Source organism: Psychrobacter sp. 1044, from assembly GCF_904846525.1.
In the GTDB taxonomy this organism is placed as follows: Bacteria; Pseudomonadota; Gammaproteobacteria; order Pseudomonadales; family Moraxellaceae; genus Psychrobacter.
This window is the reverse complement of sequence record NZ_CAJHAZ010000001.1, coordinates 262633-280889: the sequence shown is the minus strand read 5'-3', so window position 1 is coordinate 280889 and position 18257 is coordinate 262633. Positions and strand designations below refer to the sequence as shown.

At 42.7% G+C, this 18257-nt stretch carries 18 protein-coding genes; 11 read left to right on the top strand and 7 right to left on the bottom strand.

The features are described from left to right. Nucleotides 1-577 precede the first annotated feature (577 nt). From lipB to JMX82_RS01130, 3 genes are all read left to right on the top strand, one after another. Nucleotides 578-1405 carry a lipoyl(octanoyl) transferase LipB gene (lipB, locus tag JMX82_RS01140; protein WP_201539005.1) on the top strand — a complete coding sequence of 276 codons (828 nt, stop codon included), beginning with the start codon at nucleotides 578-580 and terminating at the stop codon, nucleotides 1403-1405. A gap of 208 nt (nucleotides 1406-1613) precedes the next feature. After that, on the top strand, nucleotides 1614-2144 hold the full coding sequence (locus JMX82_RS01135) for an inorganic diphosphatase (protein WP_201539004.1): 531 nt from the start codon (nucleotides 1614-1616) through the stop codon (nucleotides 2142-2144). 161 nt (nucleotides 2145-2305) lie between these two features. Beyond that, on the top strand, nucleotides 2306-2773 hold the full coding sequence (locus tag JMX82_RS01130) for a hypothetical protein (RefSeq protein ID WP_201539003.1): 468 nt from the start codon (nucleotides 2306-2308) through the stop codon (nucleotides 2771-2773). A gap of 143 nt (nucleotides 2774-2916) precedes the next feature. Here the strand turns inward: JMX82_RS01130 and JMX82_RS01125 are convergent, their stop codons facing one another. Continuing rightward, entirely contained in the window at nucleotides 2917-3630 is a 714-nt protein-coding gene (locus JMX82_RS01125) for an SMI1/KNR4 family protein (protein WP_201539002.1), read from the bottom strand. A 122-nt stretch (nucleotides 3631-3752) separates the two neighbouring features. Here JMX82_RS01125 and JMX82_RS01120 point away from each other — a divergent pair, with 122 nt between their 5' ends. After that, nucleotides 3753-4289 carry a hypothetical protein gene (locus tag JMX82_RS01120; protein ID WP_201539001.1) on the top strand — a complete coding sequence of 179 codons (537 nt, stop codon included), beginning with the start codon at nucleotides 3753-3755 and terminating at the stop codon, nucleotides 4287-4289. 260 nt (nucleotides 4290-4549) lie between these two features. On the opposite strand, the gene cueR is transcribed toward JMX82_RS01120, so the two are convergent. Both cueR and JMX82_RS01110 read right to left on the bottom strand, forming a co-directional pair. Further along, a complete protein-coding gene (gene cueR, locus JMX82_RS01115) occupies nucleotides 4550-4942 on the bottom strand; it encodes a Cu(I)-responsive transcriptional regulator (RefSeq protein WP_201539000.1) in 393 nt (130 codons plus the stop codon). Between the two features lie 65 nt (nucleotides 4943-5007). Then, nucleotides 5008-7494, bottom strand: coding sequence for a heavy metal translocating P-type ATPase (locus JMX82_RS01110; RefSeq protein ID WP_201538999.1), 2487 nt, complete (start codon nucleotides 7492-7494; stop codon nucleotides 5008-5010). A gap of 151 nt (nucleotides 7495-7645) precedes the next feature. Here JMX82_RS01110 and JMX82_RS01105 point away from each other — a divergent pair, with 151 nt between their 5' ends. After that, the gene (locus JMX82_RS01105; protein ID WP_201538998.1) at nucleotides 7646-7840 is read left to right on the top strand and encodes a heavy-metal-associated domain-containing protein; all 195 of its coding nucleotides are present in this window, start codon (nucleotides 7646-7648) and stop codon (nucleotides 7838-7840) included. Between the two features lie 141 nt (nucleotides 7841-7981). Here the strand turns inward: JMX82_RS01105 and cadR are convergent, their stop codons facing one another. Then, nucleotides 7982-8392: a Cd(II)/Pb(II)-responsive transcriptional regulator gene (gene cadR / locus JMX82_RS01100; RefSeq protein ID WP_413786748.1), complete on the bottom strand. Its 411-nt coding sequence runs from the start codon at nucleotides 8390-8392 to the stop codon at nucleotides 7982-7984. A gap of 152 nt (nucleotides 8393-8544) precedes the next feature. On the opposite strand from cadR, the gene JMX82_RS01095 reads away from it, so the two are divergent. Continuing rightward, entirely contained in the window at nucleotides 8545-10698 is a 2154-nt protein-coding gene (locus JMX82_RS01095) for a heavy metal translocating P-type ATPase (RefSeq protein ID WP_201538997.1), read from the top strand. Between the two features lie 115 nt (nucleotides 10699-10813). On the opposite strand, the gene JMX82_RS01090 is transcribed toward JMX82_RS01095, so the two are convergent. After that, on the bottom strand, nucleotides 10814-11794 hold the full coding sequence (locus JMX82_RS01090) for a GlxA family transcriptional regulator (protein ID WP_201538996.1): 981 nt from the start codon (nucleotides 11792-11794) through the stop codon (nucleotides 10814-10816). A gap of 108 nt (nucleotides 11795-11902) precedes the next feature. Between JMX82_RS01090 and JMX82_RS01085 the strand changes: the two genes are divergently transcribed. The 4 genes from JMX82_RS01085 to JMX82_RS01070 all read left to right on the top strand — a co-directional run bounded on the left by JMX82_RS01085 (nucleotide 11903) and on the right by JMX82_RS01070 (nucleotide 15209). After that, complete coding sequence (locus JMX82_RS01085; RefSeq protein ID WP_201538995.1) at nucleotides 11903-12448, top strand: cysteine hydrolase family protein; 546 nt, start codon at nucleotides 11903-11905, stop codon at nucleotides 12446-12448. A gap of 93 nt (nucleotides 12449-12541) precedes the next feature. Next, complete coding sequence (locus tag JMX82_RS01080) at nucleotides 12542-13456, top strand: MBL fold metallo-hydrolase (RefSeq protein WP_201538994.1); 915 nt, start codon at nucleotides 12542-12544, stop codon at nucleotides 13454-13456. Nucleotides 13457-13593: 137 nt separating this feature from the next. Then, nucleotides 13594-14616 carry an LLM class flavin-dependent oxidoreductase gene (locus tag JMX82_RS01075; RefSeq protein ID WP_227676243.1) on the top strand — a complete coding sequence of 341 codons (1023 nt, stop codon included), beginning with the start codon at nucleotides 13594-13596 and terminating at the stop codon, nucleotides 14614-14616. Nucleotides 14617-14930: 314 nt separating this feature from the next. Next, the gene (locus tag JMX82_RS01070) at nucleotides 14931-15209 is read left to right on the top strand and encodes a peptidylprolyl isomerase (protein ID WP_045446094.1); all 279 of its coding nucleotides are present in this window, start codon (nucleotides 14931-14933) and stop codon (nucleotides 15207-15209) included. Between the two features lie 381 nt (nucleotides 15210-15590). Here the strand turns inward: JMX82_RS01070 and JMX82_RS01065 are convergent, their stop codons facing one another. Further along, a complete protein-coding gene (locus JMX82_RS01065; RefSeq protein ID WP_201538993.1) occupies nucleotides 15591-16478 on the bottom strand; it encodes an SDR family NAD(P)-dependent oxidoreductase in 888 nt (295 codons plus the stop codon). Between the two features lie 189 nt (nucleotides 16479-16667). Here JMX82_RS01065 and JMX82_RS01060 point away from each other — a divergent pair, with 189 nt between their 5' ends. After that, nucleotides 16668-17057, top strand: a complete 390-nt coding sequence (locus tag JMX82_RS01060; RefSeq protein ID WP_201538992.1) for a DUF1622 domain-containing protein — start codon at nucleotides 16668-16670, stop codon at nucleotides 17055-17057. Between the two features lie 50 nt (nucleotides 17058-17107). On the opposite strand, the gene dusB is transcribed toward JMX82_RS01060, so the two are convergent. After that, complete coding sequence (gene dusB / locus JMX82_RS01055; RefSeq protein ID WP_201538991.1) at nucleotides 17108-18139, bottom strand: tRNA dihydrouridine synthase DusB; 1032 nt, start codon at nucleotides 18137-18139, stop codon at nucleotides 17108-17110. Nucleotides 18140-18257 lie beyond the last annotated feature (118 nt).

Here is an 18257-nt window from a genome sequence, read left to right as displayed (position 1 = left end):
GAGTCAATATACTCTATTGGGTTAGAGACTCTGTATTTCTAGGGCTTGTCCTCATTTTAAAAATGGTGATAAACATGAGATAAATTGCCGTCAAACAAGGAAAGTAGCGCAAATAATATCGAGATATTAAGAAGCTATTTGACGATGTTTGGCAAAATTTAGCCATTTTTAGCCCATTTAAAGCATAATCGATTGAATTGAGGACACGCCCTAATCAGGGGTTACATTGATGGTCACCCCTGAATATAAGTAATGCGATTCCATTCATTGCACTTTAATGTAGCGCATCAACGAATCAATGAACAGCACATTAAGTTGACTCCTGCGTCTGTATGAAATAAGTGTCTATAAACACGCATCACAATGCTAGAAATTTCATGTTAAGCACTGAGAACTTTTGCTTATTATGGCTACTCCGTTAGGGCATTTATCAGTGTTTTGATTGTTGAGTTTTACAGCGTGACCAGAGATAATCTTGGGTACCAATCGCAAAAACTGCTACACTCACTATCGATATCACGACTGAATATCAGTGATACACCTCTTCGAACCAGACCACAATAAGACTGCGACTCTCATGCAAAACACCACGCAACAGCTTAATGACACACTGATCAGCAAATCTCTAACAACAGCCGATTACGTTCCCACTCTCGATGCGATGCTAGCACGTACACTTGCGCGTATTGACTTAAAAAAACAGCAAGGACTGCGTACACCCGACGAATTATGGATTGTCGATCACAATGATGTCTATACTTTAGGGCAAGCAAGTAAAGAAGAGCACATCTTGCAACGTACCAATACGCCTATTATAAAAACGGATCGCGGCGGTCAAGTGACATGGCATGGTCACGGCCAGCTGGTTATTTATTGGTTGTTCGATTTGAATAGCTTGGGCTGGAGTGTGCGCAACTTGGTCTCGCATGCCGAGCAAGCAATCGAAGATGTCATTAATGACTGTTTGCAAAATCCTGCTTCATCAGACACAACAGCCATCAGCGCCCATGCGCGCCGTGACGCACCCGGTGTTTATCTATATGCTGATACATCTGTAGCGGATGACAATACCGATACCGATGCACCAGCCAACAGTACCTCCGTCGATGATAAAATGATGCTTGGAAAAATGGCATCGTTAGGCTTCAAAATTAAACATGGATTTAGCTATCACGGTATCGCGCTTAATTTAAATTGTGACTTGTCCGCATTTAATGCGATTAATCCGTGCGGCTATGCGGGGATGCAAATGTTACGGTTATCCGACTTTGTGGCTATGCAAAAAGTGTCAGATGAACAAACTGGTGAAGCCTTAAGCTATGAGCAAGTGACCCAAAAACTTATTGATAACATTGCTAAGCGTCATGCCGGACTCATTGAGCTACGCGCACTCGCACCCAAGTGAGTTCTTTGAGTCCGTTTTTGCATAATCTTTTTTTGCATAATATCGTGCACGCTTAGACTTAAGCATTGTGAGAAAATTTGAGTCAAACTTGTTATAATCGCAGGCGGCACATATTGGGCACAGTGATAATATCGCAGTGCCGCGACGTTATTCTTTTATCATCACTTATTATTCAAGCACTTAAAACAAAAGCAAATTGGAGTACTTTATGGCAGATTTTAACAAAATTTTGGACGCAGGCGATGTAGACGGCGGCATTATCAACGTAGTAGTAGAAATCCCAGCTGGTAGCAGCCATAAAATTGAGTGGAATCGCGAACTGGCGGTATTCGAGCTTGATCGTATTGATCCACAGATTTTTGCCAAGCCTTGTAACTATGGTTTTATCCCGCAAACGCTTGACGAAGATGGTGATGAGCTTGATGTGTTATTGCTGACTGAGCAGCCGCTACCAACTGGTATTTTCCTAAAAGCCAAAGTCATTGGTGTGATGAAATTCGTTGATGATGGCGAAGTCGATGACAAGATCGTCGTCGTACCTGCTGACGACCGTGATACAGGCAACGCTTATAACAGCCTAGCGGATCTACCACAGCAGCTAATCAACCAGTTAGAGTTCCATTTCAGTCACTATAAAGATCTGAAAAAACCAGGCACTACGGTCGTTGAATCTTGGGGCGATGTTGCAGAAGCAAAAGAAGTCATCAAAGAGTCTATCCAACGCTGGAAAGACCTATAGGCCATCAAAAATTGGCAGAAATACTAATAAAGGATAGCTATTAAAATGCCGCAGTCATTATCGTGATTGTGGTATTTTTTTGATTGAATATTACTGCTGTAAAATGGTTATAATAATCAACACTATCGATGCCTATTTTTCATATCGCCATAAGGACAGTCATGTTTAACCCCGACCCTAGCTCAAAATCAGTCAACCCAAAACTGCCAAGAGACGTCATCATGATGATCGAAAAAAACAATTTAGTGATGGCGATCAAGACTTTGGCGGCAGACGAAGACATTAGTATGGATGATGCCAAGAATAGGATTGATGCCTATGAGACACAACTAAAGGTGAAGCAGCAGCAAAAACTCAACACTATCGCCAGCAAGCAAGGCATTCCTAACCATGCTATTAGCTTTGATAGAGAGCAAGGTGCTGAGGATGAAGCTGGACAGCTGATAAAAAATCGCGTCAAAACGACTAAGCAAAGTCGAGGATTCAAGAGCCTGCAAAATGGTGTGGACAGCCAGATTAATGATTTAGGCTATAAAAAACCGCTGATACCCTATTGGCTGAAACGGCTATTGGTGATTGCCATCATTATGGCTGGATTATTTTGGATATTATGGCGGGTATTTGGTTAACTAGGATAGGATGTTGTCGTGTTAAATTTTTTATAGTCTGTTATAAGTGGTTCCATTATAGCAGTCTGTTTTAAGTGCTCTGTTAATAGGTTTGAAGGGTGAAATAACTGGTTCCCTTGGGGTATACCTATTTTTGAAACTTACTACATCTTATAGTGCTTTTTTAAAATATCTATAATGGGTGCATACTCTTCTTTAAAGAATATATAGTTTTCTTCAGCTAGTGACATAGAGCTTCTCATCTGCGGTTGGCATTCTAGTACGCAGCTTACTAAGTCAATATCTCCTGTAATAACGCTCCTTTCAAGTAAGTTTCTACTATACTTATCTAAATTCTCAATATCATAACCCTGCTGTAAAGCACGCTCTAAAAGCTTTAAATCTTTTTTATCAAGAGCCTCATCCACGGTATTTTCATATACTGAAATATCTTGAAGGTCGAATAGAGAGCTGCGAAATTCTGAAAAGGATTGTGCCAGCTTGATACATTTAGTGCCTATAGTATCTTTATCATAGAAATAGACTTCTCCAAAACTATCTGCCGCTAGACTTAGCATGATGTCATTACCTACATTGTCATCGGCTATGATTAAAAATTTTCGTCCTTCCTCATGATCTATGCTTTTTCCATTCTTGTACGAATTAATTAAATCAAAATAATCATTGTCATTGGAAATCCTACATACATGATGAATAATAGAGTATTCACCTTTAAATACCTCAAAAGCATTTTTCTCAAAACCCATACCATTATGCTCTAGCAAATAACCTCTATAGTCTTGAGGGAGTGTTACACCTAAAACATCTTCTAGGGTCGCTAATCTTTGCGTATCCAACGGGGAAGTAGTTTCAATCATTCAATCGATCTCTATTCATGTTAAAGAATATGACGTGTACTATTGATTTAATGGTTATTAAAGTTATATTTAACACTAGCAGTTCGATTCCTGTATAGCGCACCAATCACGAGTAAATACAAATGAGCTTTAATTTTTACGCAGTATCTAGATTTAAGGATAGCGAAGCTATTTTTGATGCCAAATGGACTAACATCGCTAACTTTATCGAAAACATTGGTATCGAAAACATCAACGATTACTTAACTGTAGAAAACGATTTTATAGACTTTTTAAGGATGTTTTACACTGATAGCTCAACAATTCCTCAAGAGAAATATGGCTTAAGTTTACTGGGGTTTTGTATAAATGTGCATGATTTAAAAATTTTCAGTGAAAAGCATTTTTACGGTTTAAAGGATGTAAAGACAAGGCTGTATGCGTTAGCTAAATTAAACATTAGCTATATATCTGAAAATGATTTAACTTTCTTGCTTAGATGCTGGGTAAGAGATTTATGCTCGATTCATTTCTTTGATGTCAGTACAGGTAGTTTATTGAGATCATCAGACGAAAGTTTTACTTTTACTATGATTTTACGTGAAGATGTAGAGATTTCAGATATCTTTGAGCCAGTTGATAATATATATATACATGAAGCTTTAGATCCAGATAGATAATAATCTGGATTGTAATACACTTAGCGATAAGTGCTATCCAAGGTTTCTTGAGCTTGAAAAACTAACGTTCTGTACACCATTAATTATACTGTGAATATTTCAGTGAGTTAAAACCTTAATATCATTAGCCTACAGCCAAAGACTCAAGTCCTCACTAGGGAACCAAAGCCTTAAATTTTTCTGAAACTATTTTTTTAGACACATGTTTTTTTAGACTGAAATATGCATAAAAAAATAGATAGGACTATATGTAATTTATTTTATTTACTCTGTTCAAGATCTTTTAGTATGGCACAATCTGCGTTTGCATCACCTGAGCAATGATCAGCTGAAATCTGTAGTAAGCTCACCATATCTTGCAATTGAGCTATTTTTTGATTTAAAGTTGCGATATGTTGCAGTGTCAATTGTTTAACATCAGCACTCTGCCGATCTGTATTTTTCCGTAAATCAAGCAACGCTTTCATCTGTTTGGAGGAAAAACCTAAATCACGAGCCTGTCTCAAAAAGCATAAGTCTTTTATATTTTGTTTAGAATAGATTCGATACCCTGAATTCGAGCGTTTTGCGGTATCAAGCAACCCAATCTGTTCATAATAGCGGATCATTTTGGGAGAGATTCCTGATTGCTCTGACGCTTGACCGATATTCATAACTTTCCTCCTGATATAAAAAGGGTTAAAGCCAAACGGCTACTTCAACCCTATCTTAATACAATCTATGCTTTAATCACAGGCACCTGAAAATACTTTAAGCGTAAGGCATTACCTAGCACAAAAACAGAAGATAGCGCCATTGCGCCTGCTGCAAAAATAGGTGACAACAAAATTCCAAACGCTGGATATAAAACCCCTGCGGCAATTGGAATCAGAGCAATATTATAGAAAAATGCCCAAAAAAGATTTTGTCTAATATTTTTGATGGTGGCCTTACTTAAAGCAATCGCATTAGGAACCCCTTGTAAACTACCTGACATCAACACCACATCTGCTGCCTCAATCGCTACATCTGTCCCTGTCCCAATCGCCAGACCGACATCAGCTTGAGCGAGAGCGGGTGCATCATTAATACCATCACCAACGAAAGCCACTCGTCCATATTGTTGTTGCAGTTGACGTATTGCATCTACTTTTCCATCAGGCAACACTTCTGCGATCACTTGATCAATATGTAATTTTGCGGCAATCGCTTGCGCAGTATGCCGATTGTCCCCTGTAATCATTGCTACTTTTAAGCCCAATTGATGTAAACCTGCAATAGCGGCATAAGTGGTGTCTTTAATAGGATCTGCAACAGCAATAATAGCAGCCAATTTCTGGTCAATCGCAACATATATGGGGGTTTTAGCTTCTTGTCCTAAGTGCGCCGCTTCGTCTTTAAAGGGAATAACATCAAGTCCTAATTGCTGCATATAACGATCAGCACCAATATGAACGGCTTGACCTGCCACTTCCGCTTTGATTCCAAATCCCGTCACAGAGTCAAAAGTGGTAATCGGTAATAAGCTAATATTTTGTTGCTCTGCAGCCTGAACAATGGCTAGGGCAATGGGATGTTCAGACTTTGCTTCAACCGATGCCACAATACGCAAGACTTGGTTCTGTTCAAACCCTGGTTGGACATAAAAGTCTGTCAAGGTTGGTTTGCCTTCAGTCAATGTGCCAGTTTTATCGACCGCAATGACTTGAACGTCTTGTAACGCTTGTAATGCTTCACCTTTGCGGAATAAGACGCCCATTTCTGCGCCGCGACCTGTACCAACCATTATGGATGTAGGGGTTGCCAATCCCATTGCACAGGGACAAGCAATGATTAGGACTGCAACGGCGTTGACGAGACTAAACGTCAACGCAGGGTCAGGACCAAAAATAAACCACACAGCAAAAGTCAGAGTGGCTAAGAGCATGACCATGGGGACAAACCACATAGTGACTTTATCGACCAATGCCTGGATCGGTAATTTAGACCCTTGAGCCTGTTCAACCATGCGAATGATTTGTGCCAATACTGACGATTCCCCGATAGCAGTCGCCCGAAAATTCAAGGTCCCATTCTGATTAACCGTGCCTCCGACCACTTGATCACCCACTTGTTTTTTGACAGGCACGGGTTCACCTGTAATCATGGATTCATCAATATAACTTTGACCTTCAACGACTTCACCATCGACTGGAACACGCTCACCGGGACGAATCTCAACAATCGTTTCTGTGGTCACTTCTGCAATCGGCACTTCAATCACTTGCCCATTGTGGTGAACACGTGCTGTTTTTGCTTGCATACCCACTAGGTGTTGAATGGCTTGAGAGGTACGTCCTTTGGCTTTTGCCTCAAAATAACGCCCTAATAAAATTAAGCTTACAATCACAGCGGCCGCTTCGTAATAAACATTCACAGTGCCTTCAGGTAGAACTTGTGGAATAAATGTTGCGACTAGCGAAAGACTATAAGCCGCCAGTGTTCCAACAGCCACCAATGAATTCATATCTGGAGCAAAGCGCCATAATGCTGGAATACCTTTTTGATAAAAACGTCGGCCTGGAAAGATGAGTACCAGCGTGGTCAAAACACATTGAATCAGCCAGCTTTGTTGCGTGCCGATATTGCCCATGACCCACATATGAAAAGCTGGAATCATATGTGACCCCATTTCTAGAATAAAAACAGGCACGGCTAGAATTAAAGAGATCATCAAATCTCGTTTCAACTGTTGCTGCTCCGTGGCTTTTTTATCCTGTTGAACACTTACACTCTGCTCAATCTGCTTAGCCGTGTATCCCGCTTTTTTAACGGCTTGAATCAAATCACTGCTCTGTACTTGAGCGTTGCCTTGTACCCATGCGCGTTCAGTAGCAAGGTTGACGTTTGCTTGTTGTACGCCCTCGACTTTTTTTAATGCTTTTTCTACCCGTCCAACACAGGAAGCACAAGTCATACCTTCTATCGACAACTCAATCGGCTGAGAGGTCAAGACCTTATAACCGGCTCGTTCTACGGCTTTGGTTACTGCAATTAGATCTAAAGGTTGAGACGAGGAAATCATGGCGTTTTCAGTCGCTAGATTCACCTCAGCATTTTCAACACCTTCAACTTTTTTTAATACTTTTTCCACTCGTCCCACACAGGAAGCACAGGAAGCACAGGTCATACCCTCAATTGGCAATGTTTCATTGTAAAGATAAGACTTATTATTTTCTGAGTTCATAACACCCTCTATCATGTTCAATCTGTTATCAACAGCATAGAGGTTGACATGATGGTAAGGTCAAGCCTGTTTTTTTAAAATGTGTTTGACCTTACCATCATGACAAGGCTTAAGCTTAGTGATGAAATAAAAACTTATTTGGAGAAAGGCTATGAAACTATGGATTGTAAATATGAAATGTGGCGGCTGTGCTCGTGGTGTGACAGCAACCATTCACGATATCGACTCAAACGCCAAGATTGACATTGATTTAGCAGCCAAAGTGATCAGTATCGAAACCATCGCAAGTGTTGAGCAGATGACGGCTGCTTTAGCAAAGGCTGGCTTCCCTGCACAAGTGCAATGAATCAGTCTGATAGACGCGCAGTCTATACGATTAACAGAAAGGATTATGGGCTGAATCATTTTGAATTTATTGACCACGCGCGTTTGGTGATATGTCTACTTTTACGTATGAAAAGTGGATAATGTTACCAAAATGAATACTTTATTTATGACACGAATTATCGGCAAGCGCATGCAATATTCCGCAGGATTCAGCTAGCGCTTCACTTGCGCATTTTTGCCGCAACGCTAGTAGATGTTGCTTTAATTGTACCAGCTCTTCCATACGTGTTTCTACCGCATCGATATGCTCATCCAATAGCACATTGACCTCACTGCAGTTTTCCTCAGGTTTATCTCTATACTGAAGCAGGGTTCGTACTTCATCCAAAGTCATATCGAGCGTACGGCAGTGCAGGATAAATTGTAGACGCTCAAAATGCGCCTCATTGTACAAACGATAATTGCCTTGGCTACGCGCAGGCTCCGGTAATAACCTCTCTTTCTCATAATAGCGAATGGTTTCGACCGTCGCCCCTGTGCGCGTGGCAAGCTCACCAATTTTGATTAGCATGTGTATCTCCTTAAATAGTATTTTCTATTATCTAAAACAATAAAGCAACTATAAGGTTTGCTGATAAAAAATCAAACCCCTTTGTCGTTAAAAGCCTTGACCCTGAAGCTACTATAGGGTCCATAATGTCTTTAATAAGAGGATAAATAACTATGCAATATCATATTGAAGGTATGGACTGTGCCAGTTGTGTTGGCAAAATTGAGCGGGCACTAACACGTATGCCTGGTGTCTCTGAGGTTCAGCTAAACTTTTCGACTCAAAAGCTAGAGTTAACTCTAGAACCTGATACAAGTACTGACGTTAAAGATATCGAAAAGACTATTAAGCGCCTAGGGTTTGGCGTATCAGCGTTAACGAGTCAACAAAATGAGATGGGTATTGATGGTGGTCAAGCAGCGGTAAACGATCAGCGCTGGTGGCAAACCATAAAAGGCAAACAGGTTATTGGTACTGGGCTTTTGATGAGTGCCGCATATATGTTGTCTTTAATTTTCCCTGAATATGGCGCATGGGCTTTTATTGCCGCTGTGGCTATCGGTGTCCTACCATTCGCCCGTAAAGCTTTTGCATTGGCGTTAGTAGGTTCGCCTTTTTCAATTGAAATGCTCATGTCTGTTGCGGCTATCGGCGCCCTTATCATTGGAGAGGCAGAAGAAGCTGCTGCCGTGGTGTTCCTATTTTCGGTTGGTGAGCTATTAGAAAGCGTCGCAGCTGATCGTGCGCGCGCTGGCATCAGAGCGTTATCATCACTAGTGCCAAAGACTGCTATTCTATTGGACGCGCAAGGACAACAATGTCAGGTGGCAGCGACTGCATTACAGATTAACGATAAGGTGCTTGTGCGTCCCGGTGATAGAGTTTCTGCTGACGGAGTGATTGTTCAAGGTGTTTCTAGCCTCGATGAGTCACCTGTAACTGGAGAATCTGTTCCTGTTGCCAAAACCATAGGCGCTGAGGTCTTTGCTGGATCTATCAACGTTGATGGGGTACTACAAATACGCGTAGAAAAAACAGCGGCAGATAATACGATTGCGCGTATTATCGAACTTGTAGAGCAAGCGCAAGCGTCTAAAGCACCGACTGCACGATTTATTGAAACCTTTAGCCGCTACTATACGCCTATCGTGATGGCGATTGCGGCTTTAGTGATTATTATCCCACCTCTACTGATGGGAGCAGAATGGGGAATATGGCTATATCGTGGTTTGGCGCTATTATTGATAGCTTGTCCTTGTGCCCTTGTGCTGTCAACACCTGCCGCTATTGCCTCAGGTTTGGCGGTCGGCACGCGCCATGGACTGCTTATCAAAGGCGGTAATGTCATGGAGTTGGTGGGTCAGGTCAGTACCGTCGCTTTTGATAAAACGGGTACTTTGACTGAAGGAAAACCACGCGTAACCGATGTTATTGGTTTTAAAACAGCGCATACCGCTGCTGAGGGTCACGATAAACTACTGTCACTGTTTGCAAGTGTTGATGCTACCTCTAGTCATCCGCTTGCTATCGCTATTGTGGATTATGCCAAAGCCGCTAAGGTAGTGATACCAGATGCCTCTAATGCCTTTGCTACGGCAGGCAAAGCCGTTCATGCCACTGTCGCTGGACGCTCTTTGGCCATCGGCTCACCAGTCTACGTCGCTGAGAAAGTGATGTTACTAGCTGAGCAGCAGATTCAAATTGAGATGCTACAAAATGATGGTAAAACGGTTTCTATTTTGTTTGATGAGAAAACGAGGGATGCGCTCGGATTGGTCGCTCTACGTGATGAGTTACGAGAAGATGCACAGCAAGCTATTGCCCAGCTTAATAAGATGAACGTGCGTTCTGTCATGCTCACAGGTGACAATAGCCGTACGGCAAAAGCGCTAGCCAGTCAGTTAGATATAGAGTGGCAAGCTGAGCTGTTACCTGAAGACAAGCTACGTCTACTCAGTGAGATGCAAAGCAATAGTAAAATAGCGATGATTGGTGATGGTATCAATGATGCACCCGCTTTGGCAGCGGCAGATATTGGCATTGCGATGGGCAGTGGCACGGATGTGGCTATCGAAACGGCTGATATTGCCCTATTAAAAAGCCGCGTGATGGACGTTGCTAACCTTATTGCCTTATCCCGCGCCACCATGAGAAATATCCATCAAAATGTCATATTTGCACTTGGGTTAAAAGGCATATTTCTGATAACCACTGTGCTCGGCGTGACAGGACTTTGGATTGCTGTGCTAGCAGATACTGGTGCTACGGTACTGGTGACGCTGAATGCATTGCGTTTACTACGTTTTAAAGGAGTGTCTTCCCGTTAATGATAGTTAAAGAATAAAACGGTTATGGCTACATCAGTGGCCGTTTTATTACATCTAACTCTTACCTATAAGCAGTCAATGTGCCTACCTTTAAAAAAATCATTACCTAAACCTATCACGCCTTATTCGTATTAAATCTGCGCCGATACTCACTTGGTGTCAAACCAACAATGCGCTTAAATATTTTACGAAATGCACTGGCATCACTATAACCCACCTTCCACGCTATTTGCTCAACAGGAGATGATGAGAACTGTAAAAAGTCTTTTGCTTCTCCGATGCGTAACCGCTGACAATATTCTGTGGATGTCATACCCGTCGCCTTATGAAAACGACGCAGAAAAGTACGCTCTTCTAACTGCGCACAATTGGCTAGTGTGGACAAATCGATATCTTGTGTATTGGTTCTTTGTAGCCAATGCTGCACTTTTAATATGGCTGTGTCTCCATGGGTGAGGTTAGGTGAGAAAGCACTGTAATAACATTGTTCACGCCTTGAAGGGTCAATTAATAACATACGAGCGGTCTCATTCATCACCTGAGAACCAAGAAAGCGATCCACCATCCTAAGTCCCAAATCTGTCCAGGCCATCGCACCACCAGCGGTCACAATATCACCGTCTTCGATAATAATGCGATCGACATCGAGCTCCACATCAGGGAAACGCTGCTTAAAATCCTCTACATAGCCCCAATGTGTGGTTGCCTTGCGCTTAGATAGTAGTCCTGTTTCGCCCAATAAAAAAGCACCGGCGCAGACGGACGACAGTATCACCCCTGTCGAATGCTGCTCTTTTAGCCATTCTAGCCAAGGTTCTGATGCTTGCTTTGCAATCGGTGCTTCTAACGTGGGTGGAATGATGACGGCTGTTAATTTTCCTACGCTATCAGGATTGCTCGAAAAAGTGCAAGTAGGCTGCTGCTCAGCACCCTTAATCTCCCAGTGACTCACTTGTAGAGGCAGATCTGTTGTATCTTGACGTTTGACGGCGAGTTTACTGGCAACCGTCAGTAAATCAGTCAGGCCAAGGACAGCGGCCATTTGTGCTTTCTCATAGACGATCAAGCCAATTTCAATAGCATACTTTTGATTCATATGTCGTTATTAACCTCTTATGTGTCGATGTAGCCACTCGTTAGTGTAGCATAGTACTTGTAAAATATACGTCTATACAGTCACTTCCATAAACAAAAAGGAATTATCATGAACACACAAGCACTGATCGTTGTCGACATTCAAAATGAGTATTTTCCACAAGGTAAACTCGCACTCGTAGGTATTAACGAAGCCGCTGATAATGCCGCTTTGGTGATTGCGTCTGCGAGAGAAAAAGGTCATACCGTCATTCATATCCGTCATGAAATGCCTGCTGATGCCCCGATCTTCACGCCTGGTACTGATGGTGTAGAGATCAATGAAAAGGTAAAACCAATAGAGAATGAAGCCGTCATCACTAAGCATTATCCCAATTCGTTCCGTGAGACCGATCTGAAAGAGCTATTGGATAAAGAAGGTATCAAAGAAGTAACCGTGATTGGCGCCATGAGCCACATGTGTGTGGATGCCACGGTTCGTGCGGCAGTGGACTTTGGTTATACCACAACTACTGTTCATGATGCCTGTGCCACGCTTGATCTTGAGTTTAATGGCACAAAAGTACCCGCTGCCCAGGCTCACGCCACCATCATGGCAGCGATTGAGTTTCTATATGGCGAAGTGATTGATACTCAAACGTGGATTGCGCGTTAATCCACGTTTGAGTATCAAATCATGATTTAGTAATGAAATAGACTCTTAAACCCTATTGCCATTAAGAAGAATTTTCTCAATAAGGTAACTATTATGAATATCGTAAAATCACTGACCGGCACCACACTGTTAAGTGGCGTCATGTTGTTAACGGCATGTACCACCTTTGCTAGTCCAGCAGCAAATTCTAACGCGGTAAAACAGACAGTGACCAATACCGTTCAATTTCAACAAATCCGTAATGCCACGATCAAGCTTGATTATGCTGGCACCACGTTTTTAGTGGATCCGATGCTAGCAGCTAAAAACGCTTATCCAGGGTTTGATGGCACAGTAAATAGCCAAATACGCTATCCAATGGTGGATTTGCCGATGACTGTTGCCGAAGTGCTTAAGGCGGATGCCATTATCTTGACGCATCTTCATGCGGACCATTGGGATGATGCCGCACGCAACCTCGTGCCTCGTGACATGCCAATTTTTACCCAAGATGCAGCCGATGCGGCAATCGTACGTAAAGATGGTTTTACTGATGTCAGAGTATTAACCGAGCAAGGCGTTGTGTTTAAAAGCACTAGAATCAACAAAACCATCGGACAGCATGGCACTAATGAGATGTACAAAGTGGCGCCATTAGCTGAACTGCTGGGCAAAACGATGGGAATTGTATTCCAGAAACCAAACTATAAGACGGTCTATGTAGTAGGGGATACCATTTGGAATAAAGACGTAGAGAATGCACTCACTCGCTATAATCCTGATGCCGTCATCCTAAATACAGGGTATGCGAAGCTGACTACCTTTGTGGATGACTCTATCATCATGGGTAAAGACGATGTATATCGTGCATATAAATTCTCTCCTAATGCTCAGATTGTGAGCGTGCATATGGATACGGTGAATCATGCCACCCTCACAAAAGCAGAGCTGCGCCGCTTTATCGAAGAAAAGCACTTAGACAAGCAGCGTGCGCTTGTCCCTAATGATGGTCAAACCTATAAATTCTAGTGCTTGATGGCTGAGTCTTTAAATCTTTCTTGTGTGGCAATACCAAAAGTGTGTTGCCATGCATCGTTAATACGGTAAAAATGAGATCGTTTATGAATATGCCAAATCATTAAGGTAGCGCCCCTTTCGTTCTTTCGGTGCTTGACAATGCCTTCACCGGTGTTGGTCATACAGCAGAGAACACCATTCAAGAGATGATTGCGCTTGCAAAACTGGCGGATAAAAGAGGGTTTCAGCGGTTTTGGATGTCTGAACATCATGCCATGCTTGGTACCTCGGTGCCTTCGCCGCAGATGATGGTGGCTCGGCTGACTGGAGAAACTGAGCGCATTAGACTTGGTGCAGGCGGCATCATGCTACCGAATCATGTGCCTTTGGTCATTGCTGAACAATTTGGTATGCTCGATGCGATGGCGCCAGGACGAATTGATCTTGGTTTGGGACGGGCACTGGGTACGGATGGTGCAAAGGCTTCCGCTTTGCGTCGGCATAAGGCAGCAAACGATGAATTTCCTCAGCAAGTCGCAGAGTTGTTGGGCTTTTTAGAAAACAGTTTTCCAAAAGACCATCCTTATAATGCGGTTCATGCGGTGCCAGGCCCATGGCAAGCCGAGCAAAACCGAGTACCTCCATCGAAGACCGCTGCTAATGTTTGGATCCTGGGGTCATCGACCTATTCAGCACATATGGCAGCAAAACTTGGCAGACCTTATGCCTTCGCTTTGCAGTTTGGCAGTGCTGATGTTTTAAATGCCATGCGCATTTACCGAGAAAACTTCCGTCCTTCACAATTTCTAGCTAAGCCATACAGTTTGGTTAGCATTGGCGCGATTGCAGATGAAGATCCTGTAGAAGCACGCCGCCAGTCGACTTCGTCTGCCATGGCAATGTTGAGAATGTTCCAGCGCAAGCCTTTTGCCCTACTGCCTCCTGATGAAGTGGCGGCCTTTCAAGGTAATATGCAAGAGCGCCAGATTATTGAGCAATATACCGATCAAACCATTCATGGTACTGCTGATGAGGTAGCAAAAGGTTTAGAGGATCTTCAGGAGCAGACAGGAGTCGATGAGGTCATGATGGTGGTTCAGGGTTATTCGCGCCATGCTCAATCGCGCACTGTTGAGCTAATCGCAGATCATTATGGTATGCCAAGTCACTAGATCCTGTTGGGAATAACGATATTAAAAAGTTAGCAAAGCGCTTAATGCCTAACCATTAGGCTTGATTGGGCTCGTAAGTTACCCATGATTCTTAGCTCAGATCAAGGTGCGATTGATCTGCTCATGCACATCTGCCAAATGCATTGCACCGATGTAATGACAGCGACACTCAAAAGACACCGATTCTCATCCAAATAGTAGTCCCTGTGTAGATAATGGCTTTTGAAGAAGTAGCGCATACAAGTGCAGTTAGCAACCAAGATAAGCCGTGATATAATGCCCCGATAATCGATATTTTATGAAAGGTTTACATTATGGCTCGTACAGCTAGCGCATTACACATTTTAGTAAAACACAAAGAACAGGCTGAAGATATTATTGCCAAGCTTCAAAAAGGCGCTAAGTTCGATGTGCTGGCGAAACGACATTCAACCTGCCCATCAGGTAAAAAAGGCGGCAGCTTAGGTGAGTTTCAACAAGGCGACATGGTACCGCCATTTGACAAAATCTGCTTCAGCGGCAAACTCTTCACCCCACATTTGGTAAAAACCAAATTTGGCTGGCATGTGGTCAAAGTACTCTACAGGACATAAGCATTGGGGGCGGAGCTTTAATTATAAGCCGACTAACATATGCCTTAAACATTATCCTGACTCATACAGGATCTAACATCATGGCAATCACGATTTGAGCTGCCATGATTGACTCATTCATTTATGACCCAAAACGACTTATGACTTAATGTCAGTGCCCTATCTAAATATAAATTTGAGTTGAATAAACTTTAGTTCCCATAAGAATAATGATGGTAGACAGTTATAAATAGATTTTGATCATAATAAAGCGTTAAGAACAAAAGGCTGCTACTGCCCTCTCTCCTCTTTTGTATCAACATTAATAATTTTTTAGGCATTAAAAAAAGGACACCGCAGCGTCCTTTTTTATTCTAAATCAAGGCTCATACACAGCCAATTCTAATGATGCTCACCAGGAAGTATTCTGGCAAAAGCACGCTGAGCAAGGTTTGGCTTCTTATCGGTAGTCAGTCCAGCGCGGGTGCTTGGAAAAATACGATAACCCATCGACTGAATACCAACGTTGATTGCTGGTGCCAGTGAATAAGTAGCTGACGCAAATTTACCCATGTTACTGGCAATACTGTTTGGTTTATGGACAATCGCTTTGGCAACCATCATCGCCGCTTCATCAGGCATAAGCGCAGGCATGTAGCGGTATAGCTTAGTCGGCTCAATCATAGGCGTACGCACCAACGGCATAAAAATATTGGTAATCGTCACATTATCGCCCTTCACTTCAGCAGCTAAGCAGCGGCTAAAAGCGTCCAATGCCGATTTTGAGGCGACATAAGCGGCAAAACGCGGACTGTTTGCCAATACGCCAATAGAGGAGATATTCACAATTTGACCAGTCTGACGTTCAATCATCGTCGGCAAAAAGCCAAGAACTATTTTAACCGCGCCAAAGTAATTGATATCCATAGTACGCTCAAAATCATGGAAACGATCAATAGACTCGTGAACCGAACGCCGAATTGAACGACCAGCGTTATTGACCAAGACATCAACATGTCCGAAATCTGTCAAAATTTGCGTGCTAACTTTTTCGATATCATCCATATTGGTCAAATCACAAGGGTAATAACTGGCATTGCCACCAAGCTCCTCGATACTTTCTTTAACGGCTTTTAGTTTGTCTTCGGTACGTGCTAATAAGATAACATGCGCACCGCATTCACTGAGTAAATACGCTGTACGCTCACCAATACCGCTTGATGCCCCTGTGATAATGATATGCTTATCTTTGACCGCTTTGTTGATTGCTTTTTTTGAGGGATTGGCCATAAAAAATCCTTTTTGTTGTTTCTATGCCTATGAATGTTCGATTACAGCATAGCAAAAAATTATGGCTTAAAGTGAACAAAACCGCCGTCTCAGCCAGATAATTTGACGATTATAAGGATTGATAAACGTATAATCGCAGTATTTTTCAGACTTACGCTTTTCACCGAGCATCGATAAGGAGTATCTGTTTTGATTGCAACTCTAGCTCATTACATTGATTTAATTGCTAAGATAGTCGAGGTCATTGGCGTACTTATTATGTTTTTTGGACTGTTTTTTGCTTTTTATCGAGGGATTCGCCTAACCAGTGGTTTTAATCACGAGACCTATATCGAAATCAGACAAACTGTGGGTAAATCTATTTTATTAGGATTAGAAGTCCTCATCGCCGCTGATATTATGGCGACTGTCGTCACAGAACCGACGTTACGCAGCGTCCTAGTACTAGGTTTTATCGTACTCATTCGGACTTTTTTGAGCTTGTCACTACAAGTAGAATTAGAAGGCAAATTTCCTTGGCAAAAAGAAAATACAGCACTCAAAAAAGAACCACATACCGCTAAAGTGGACGAGCTTTAAAGCTTTTTTATTATTTAACAGACGCTTAGCATGAGCCGTTTGCCCACTTACTATTCGTGCGCCTGCAAAAAATCTTCGACCACGCGAAACTGTCCAGCGGTGCTTTCTTCACCATACATTGCTTGGCGAAAAGCATTAGAATTAGGAATGCCTGTGGTATACCAAGCAATGTGCTTGCGAGCGATACGGCAGCCAGAGTACTCACCATAAAAGTCATATAGCTCTTGCAAATGCGCCAATACGACCTCTTTTATCTCACTGACACTGGGTGCGTCCAAACTATCGCCAGTGCGTAAGAAGTGCTCGATATCACGAAATATCCATGGTTGTCCTTGGGCAGCACGCCCAATCATCACAGCATCACAACCTGTCAGCTCATAAACACGCTGGGCTTTTTGCGCGCTATCGATATCGCCATTGGCAATGACGGGAATGTTGATGCTTTCTTTAACTTCGCGTATCAGCTCATAACGCGCCTCGCCAGTATACATATCCTCGCGCGTGCGCCCATGAATGGCAATCGCCGCAATACCTGCTTGCTCAGCGCGCTTCGCCACACGCAAGATATTCTCACGACCATTCTCATAGCCCAATCGCGTTTTTAAGGTCACAGGTGCATCGACGGCATTTACCGCCGCATCTAGCAAACGGGCAACCAAATCTTCGTCTTGCAACAGTGCCGAACCTGCCAGCCTACGGCAGACTTTTTTGGCAGGGCAGCCCATATTTATATCAATAATTTGCGCGCCATTATCTATCTGATAACGTGCCGCTTCTGCTAACTTATCAGGCTCAGCCCCTGCAATTTGCGCTGAAATAGGCGCAATTTCATTGTCAAAATTGGCACGATACAAGGACTTTTTGCGTGCGTAAAGTGCCGTATCAGCGATAATCATTTCACTCACCGCATGACCAGCGCCAAAGGATTTACATAAACGCCGAAAAGGATTGTCCGTCACGCCCGCCATAGGAGCAACCATGAGGCGGTTTTCAATCGTCAAGCCACCAATATTCAATGGTTGCAATAATGGATGGTCAGATACTGGCAAAGACGACGGTAAATTAGGAGAATCAGTAGACATAAAAAACGGCTTGCCATTAATTAAAATAAGATAATAAAAACAAGCCGTTATTCTAAGGAATCGTACGCATATTGCAAGCTATTAACGTGAATAACTTGCATTAAGAAACACTACTTTT